The sequence below is a fragment of the Streptomyces sp. LS1784 genome (assembly GCF_020103755.1).
Lineage (GTDB): Bacteria > Actinomycetota > Actinomycetes > Streptomycetales > Streptomycetaceae > Kitasatospora.
On the sequence record NZ_JAHSQD010000051.1, the window covers coordinates 20,759 to 27,384 of the forward strand.

General features: G+C 73.9%; 6 protein-coding genes. 5 read left to right on the forward strand and 1 reads right to left on the reverse strand.

Annotation, left to right across the window (positions count from 1 at the left end; all coding sequences use genetic code 11):
- Window positions 1-140: 140 nt before the first annotated feature.
- The 4 genes from KS423_RS09390 to KS423_RS09405 all read left to right on the forward strand — a co-directional run bounded on the left by KS423_RS09390 (window position 141) and on the right by KS423_RS09405 (window position 5,141).
- Complete coding sequence (locus KS423_RS09390; protein WP_224277110.1) at window positions 141-1,688, forward strand: S28 family serine protease; 1,548 nt, start codon at window positions 141-143, stop codon at window positions 1,686-1,688.
- 201 nt (window positions 1,689-1,889) lie between these two features.
- Window positions 1,890-2,588: a TetR/AcrR family transcriptional regulator gene (locus tag KS423_RS09395; RefSeq protein ID WP_224277112.1), complete on the forward strand. Its 699-nt coding sequence runs from the start codon at window positions 1,890-1,892 to the stop codon at window positions 2,586-2,588.
- The gene (locus tag KS423_RS09400; protein ID WP_224277114.1) at window positions 2,572-4,206 is read left to right on the forward strand and encodes an acyl-CoA dehydrogenase family protein; all 1,635 of its coding nucleotides are present in this window, start codon (window positions 2,572-2,574) and stop codon (window positions 4,204-4,206) included. The genes KS423_RS09395 and KS423_RS09400 overlap by 17 nt, the downstream gene beginning before the upstream one ends.
- Window positions 4,203-5,141 carry an amidohydrolase family protein gene (locus KS423_RS09405; protein ID WP_224277116.1) on the forward strand — a complete coding sequence of 313 codons (939 nt, stop codon included), beginning with the start codon at window positions 4,203-4,205 and terminating at the stop codon, window positions 5,139-5,141. Before KS423_RS09400 ends, KS423_RS09405 begins: the two co-directional genes overlap by 4 nt.
- A 14-nt stretch (window positions 5,142-5,155) precedes the next feature.
- Here the strand turns inward: KS423_RS09405 and KS423_RS09410 are convergent, their stop codons facing one another.
- A complete protein-coding gene (locus KS423_RS09410) occupies window positions 5,156-5,959 on the reverse strand; it encodes an inositol monophosphatase family protein (protein ID WP_224277118.1) in 804 nt (267 codons plus the stop codon).
- Window positions 5,960-6,070: 111 nt separating this feature from the next.
- Here KS423_RS09410 and KS423_RS09415 point away from each other — a divergent pair.
- Window positions 6,071-6,626 (forward strand): Lrp/AsnC family transcriptional regulator (locus KS423_RS09415; protein ID WP_224277120.1); only part of this gene is annotated, 556 nt, incomplete at its 3' end.

Below are 6,626 nucleotides of genomic sequence, written 5' to 3' on the forward strand. Positions count from 1 at the left end.
GGCCCATTCGGCCGTCCATCGGCCGGCCGTCGCACCACCCACGCCGCATCACCCACGCCGCATCACCCACGCCGCACCACCCATGCCGCACGGCCGTACCGGAAGGCGGCAGTCATGTCAGTTGAACAGAGGGAGAGTTGATGACCACCACCGTGAGAAGGCTGCTGGTTTCCGCCTTGCTGATACCGCTGCTCGCGTTCGGCGGCCTGGCGAGCCCGGCGTCCGCCGCCGACGGCCAGGGCGCGCAGGGTGCACAGGGCGTACAGGGTGCCCAGGCGGGACAAGGTGACCAGGGCGACCAGGGCAACGGGTCCCGCCACGGCCGCAGCCCCGCCGACGACCCGAACGCCGACATCAAGGACCGCCTGGCGGCGATCCCCGGGGTGACCATCACCGAGGAGAAGCCGACCACCACCGGTCACCGGTACTTCATCGCCACCTACACCCAGCCGATCGACCACTTCCGGCCCTGGCTGGGCACCTTCCAGCAGCGCTTCAGCCTGCTGCACCGCGGCTACGACCGCCCGACCGTCTTCTACACCAACGGCTACACCCTGGGCACCAGCCCGTCGCGCACCGAGCCGACCCGGCTGGTGGACGGCAACCAGGTGTCCATCGAGTACCGGTTCTTCACCCCCTCCCGCCCGGACCCGGCGGACTGGTCGAAGGCCGGCATCCGCCAGGGCGCCGCGGACTCGCACCGGCTGGTGACCGCGCTCAAGCGGATCTACCAGGAGGAGTGGCTGTCCACCGGCGGCAGCAAGGGTGGCATGTCCTCCACCTACTTCCGCCGCTTCTACCCGGACGACGTGGCCGGCACGATCGCCTACGTCGCGCCGAACAACACGAACGTCAACGACTCCGAGGCGTACAGCGAGTTCTTCCGCACCGTCGGCACCCCCGAGTGCCGGGCCAGGCTGAACGCGGCCCAGCGCGAGCTGCTGGTGCGCCGCGACCGCCTGGAGGCCCGCTACGTCGCGGACAACAAGGCGGCCGGCTCCACCTTCGACACCCTCGGCACCCCGGACCGCGCGTACGAGGCCGGCGTGCTGGACGTGGTCTGGGCGTTCTGGCAGTACAGCCTGGAGTCCGACTGCGACAAGGTCCCGGTGGCCGCCACCGCGACCGACGACGAGCTGTACGCCTGGTTCGACTCGCAGTCCGGCATCACCGGCAACAGCGACCAGTCGCTGGCGAAGTACACCGCGTACTACTACCAGGCCGCCACCGAGCTGGGGGCGCCGTTCTTCGACGTCTCGCACCTCAAGGGCGTGCTGCACTACGACTACAAGGAGCTCTACTCGGTCCGCAGCTTCGTGCCGAAGGAGATCCCGACCGTCTTCAACCCGAACGCGATGCCCGACATCGACCGCTGGGTGAAGCGCGAGGGTGAGCGGATCATGTACGTCTACGGCGGCAACGACCCGTGGGGCGCCAAGCCGTTCCGCCTCGGCCGGGGCAGCGAGGACAGCTACGTCTACACCGTGCCCGGCGGCAACCACGGCTCCAGGATCGGGCAGCTGCCCGCCGCCCAGTCGGCGGAGGCCACCGCCAAGGTGCTGGAGTGGGCCGGTCTGGGCGACCCGAACGCCGCCCGTTCGCTGGCCAAGTCGCCGCAGCCGATCGCGGACTTCGGCCCGCTGGACGTCGAGGGCCAGCGGCTGGAGCAGGAGCGCCGCCCGCTGTAGCGCGGGCGCAGCAAGCCGCACCACGAAGCACGAGCAGGAGGCCGTCCCGCGTTCCGGGGCGGCCTCCTCGCGTCGTTCCGGGGCTCCTCGCGCATCCCGGAACCACCGAACCCGGCCCGACCGGAAGGTCCGAGCGGGAAAGGCCCGACCGGACCCGGCCGCCCTCTCCCCGAAGCAGTGAATCAGTGCTTCAATGCTTCCATGGCCTACCGACGCACGCCCGCCGTACAAGCCCGCCTGGACGCCCAGCGCGAAGCGGTGCTCCAGTCGGCGGTCGGCCTGCTCGCCGAGCGCGGCTACGGCGGCTGCACGATGGCCGCCGTGGCGGACCGTGCCGGGATCGCCACCGGCAGCCTCTACCAGCACTTCGCCGGCAAGGCCGAGCTGTCGGTGGAGCTGTTCCGCCGGGTGGTCACTCACGAGATCGACGCGGTCAACGCCGCCGTCGCCCTCCGGGACACCCCGCGGCAGCGGATCGCCGCCGTGGTCGAGACCTTTGCCGCCCGCGCCCTGCGCGCCCCCCGGTTGGCGTACGCGCTGTTGGTGGAGCCGGCCGACGCGGTCGTGGACGTCGAGCGCCTGGTGTTCCGGCGGGCGTTCCGGGACGTGATCGCCACCGAGATCGCCGTGGCCGTGGCGAGCGGCGAACTGCCCGAGCAGGATCCGGTGTTGACCGCCGCCGCCCTGGTCGGCGCGGTCGGCGAGGCCCTGGCGGGCCCGCTCGCCGCCGCACCGGTCGAAGCCGCCGGGCCCGAACACGGCGACGACACCCCGCGCGACGACACCCCACGCGACGACACCCCACGCGGCAACACCCCGAGCGACAACACCACGGTGGTCCCCGCCCTGGTCTCCTTCACCCTGCGTGCCCTGGGAGGACGCGATGACAGCGACGCATGAGGTCACCAACCAGGTGCCCCTGCCGTACGGACACGACACCGCCGCCGACCCCACCCTGCTCGCCGCCCTCCAGCGGGCCGACGCCGGCTGGGCCGAGCCCGAGCTGCGCGAGCTGGGCCGGCTGGCCGGTTCCGAGCAGGCCGCCGAGTGGGGCCGGCTGGCCAACGAACACCCGCCGGTGCTGCGCACCCACGACCGATTCGGCCACCGGATCGACGAGGTCGAGTTCCACCCGTCCTGGCACGAGCTGATGCGCACCGCCGTCTCGTACGGCCTGCACGCCGCGCCCTGGCGGGACGAGCGGCCCGGCGCCCACTCCGCCCGCGCCGCCGGGTTCTACGTCTGGGGCCAGGTCGAGGCCGGCCACACCTGCCCGATCTCGATGACCTACGCCGCCGTCCCGGCGCTGCGCGCCAACCCCGCCCTCGCCGCCGAGCTGGAGCCGCTGCTGGCCGCCCGGGAGTACGACTTCGGGCTGCGCGAGCCGCGGACCAAGCGCGGGCTGATCGCCGGCATGTCGATGACCGAGAAGCAGGGCGGCTCGGACGTCCGCACCAACACCACCGCCGCCGCTCCGCAGCCGGACGGCACCTACCGGCTCACCGGCCACAAGTGGTTCACCTCGGCGCCGATGTCCGACCTCTTCCTGACCCTCGCCCAGGCGCCCGGCGGTCTCAGCTGCTTCGTGCTGCCGCGGGTCCTCCCGGACGGCAGCCGCAACCGGCTGCAGCTGATGCGGCTGAAGGACAAGCTCGGCAACAAGTCCAACGCCTCCGCCGAGCTGGAGTACGACGGGGCGGTCGGCTGGCTGGTCGGCGAGGAGGGCCGGGGTGTCCCGACCATCATCGAGATGGTCAACACGACCCGCCTGGACTGCACGATCGGCGCGGCCTCCGGCATGCGCTACGGCGCCACCAGGGCGGTTCACCACGCCCTGCACCGGCGGGCGTTCGGCAAGGCGCTGGTCGACCAGCCGCTGATGCGCAACGTGCTCGCCGACCTGGTGGTGGAGTCCGAGGCGGCCACGATCGTCGCCATGCGGCTCGCCCAGGCCACCGACCGGACCCTCGCCGGGGACGGGAACGAGGCACTGGTGCGTCGGCTGGGCCTGGCGGTGGCCAAGTACTGGGTCTGCAAGCGCGGTCCGGCGCACTCCGCCGAGGCGCTGGAGTGCCTGGGCGGCAACGGCTACGTGGAGGAGTCCGGGATGCCCCGGCTCTACCGGGAGGCGCCGCTGGTGTCGATCTGGGAGGGCTCCGGCAACGTCGCCGCCCTGGACGCGCTGCGCGCCATGGCCAAGCGCCCGGAGAGCGTCGAGGCCTTCCTCGGTGAACTCGACGCCGCCGCCGGTGCGGACCGCCGACTGGACGCGGCCGTCGCCGCGCTGCGCAAGGAGCTGACCGACCTGAGCGACCTGGAGTACCGCACCCGCCGGCTGGTCGAGTCGATGGCGCTGGCCTTCCAGGGCGCGCTGCTGGTCCGGTACGGCAGCCCGGCGGTGGCCGACGCGTTCTGCGCGAGCCGGCTGGGCGGCGACCGCGGCGCTGCCTTCGGCACCCTGCCGGCCGGGGTGGACACCGGAGCGATCATCGACCGTGCCCGCCCGGTGCCCGCGTGAGCACCGGGGAGAGCGCCCACGAGACGGGCGTCCACCAGGAGGACGTCCGGGAAGCCGCTGTCGTACGGCAGTTCTGGCAGGCCCTCGGTCTGCCCGGGCTGATCGACGTGCACACCCACTTCATGCCGAAGAACGTCCTCGACAAGGTGTGGGCGTACTTCGACGCGGCCGGCCCGCTGGTGAACCGCCCCTGGCCGATCACCTACCGCGAGGCCGAGGAGCAACGGGTCCGGCGGCTGCGGGACTTCGGCGTCCGGGCGTTCACGTCCATGCTCTACCCGCACAAGCCCGGCATGGCCGGCTGGCTGAACGCCTGGGCCGCCGACTTCGCCGCCCGCACCCCGGAGTGCCTGCACACCGCGACCTTCTTCCCCGAGCCCGAGGCACCCGGCTACGTGGCCCGGGCGATCGAGGACGGCGCCCGGGTGTTCAAGGCACACCTCCAGGTCGGCGGCTACGACCCGGCGGACCCGCTGCTGGACGAGGTCTGGGGCCTGCTCGCCGAGACCGGCACCCCGGTGGTCACCCACTGCGGGTCCGGGCCGGTGCCGGGCAAGTTCACCGGCCCCGGCCCGATCGGCGCGGTGCTGGCGCGGCACCCCGGCCTGGTCCTGGTGGTCGCCCACCTCGGGATGCCCGAGTACCGCGACTTCCTCGACCTGGCCGAGCGCCACCCGGCCGTCAGGCTGGACACCACCATGGCGTTCACCGACTTCGCCGAGGGCGACGGCCCGTTCCCGCGCGAGGAACTGTCGCGCCTGCGCGGGCTCCGGGACCGCATCCTGCTCGGCAGCGACTTCCCCAACATCCCCTACCGGTACATCCACCAGCTGGAGGCGCTGGCCGGGCTGGGGCTGGGGGAGGACTGGCTGCGGGCGGTCTGCCACGACAACGCGGCCGCCCTCTTCGGGCTGTCCGCCGGGACGGCCGGCTGACCGCCCCGGCGTCCTCAGCCGACTGCCCGCAGCACCTCCAGCGCCTGCGCGTGCAGCCCGGGCGCGGCGGCGAGGAAGCCGTCGGAGCCGGCCGTCCAGGCCGACCCGGTGGTGTCCGTCACCGCCGCGCCCGCCTCGCGCGCGATCAGCGCCCCGGCCAGCAGGTTGCCCGCGTCGAGGCCGTACTCCCAGAACAGCGCCAGGTGCCCGGAGCCGACCTGGGCCACCTGGAGTGCGGTCGGGCCGAGGTTGCGCACCGCCAGGACCGCCCCCGCCATCGCGGACAGCGACTCGCCCGCCCGGCGCAGCGCCACCGGATCGGCGGCCACCCGCGGCGGCTGGCTGGTGGCGGCGACGGTGACCGCCAACTCCCGCTCCAGGGGCGCGATCGGCCGCCCGTCCAGCTCGGCCCCGCCGCCGAGCACCGCCCGGTAGGTGCGCCCGTCCTGCTCCGGGGCGTGCACCACGGCCAGCACCGCCGCACCGTCCCGCACCAGCGTGGCGGTCACCGCCCAGTGCGGCTGCCCGAGCAGGTACTGCACCGCGCCGTCGGTCGCGTCGCACAGCCACCACTCGCCCTCGGCGGGCACCGAGCCGTCCAGTTCCTCGGGCACCCAGCCGGCCTGCGGGCGCAGCGCCGTCAGCCGCTCCCGCAGTGCGGCGGCCGCGGGGCCGTCCAGCTCGGCGAAGCGGGCCGCCGCCTCCTCGGCGGTCCGTGCCGTGACCGGGTCGGTGGACCGGCGGGCCGCCAGCCCCGCACCGACCTCGCGCACCGCGGCTTCCACGCTCTCCGCCAGCGTCCACAGCTCGTTCGTCACGGTGACTCCTCCTTGCTCCGGGCCGGTCTGCTCCGGCTGGTCGGACAAGGAGTACCGTCGGGGCTGCCGAACAGGACGCAGAAGTCGTCGAGACGACGGAGATCGGACATCATGGACCTCTCCACTGCCGATCCGGACACCGTGCTGGACGCGCTCGACCGCCGCCTGGTGTGCGCGCTCCAGGTGGACGGACGGGCCGAGCCCGGCCGGATCGCCGAGGTGCTGGGCGTCTCCGCCCGGACGGTCACCCGCCGCCTGGGCCGGATGCGGCAGGCCGGGGTGCTGCGGGTGGTCCGGCTGCCGGACGTCGAGGATGCCGCCGTGGGCGCGCTGCTGCTGCGGATCCGGGTGCTGAGCGGCCGGGTGGACGCCGTCGCGCAGGCCCTCGCCGACCGCCCCGACGTCCCGTTCGTCGACGTGCTGCTCGGCGGCCACGAGGTCGGCGCCGTGATGCTCACCGACGCCGGCTCCCGCGACCGGCTGCTGTACGGGCAGCTGCCCGCGACCGGCGCCGTCACCGAGACCACCGTCCACGCCGTGCTGCACGCCTTCGCCGACGCCGGGCAGTGGCGGGCCGGGTACCTGACCGAGGAGGAGGCCGCCGCGCTCGCCCGGAGCGCCGTCCCGCGCCCCGCCGCACCGCCGCCGCTGGACGGCCTCGACCGCG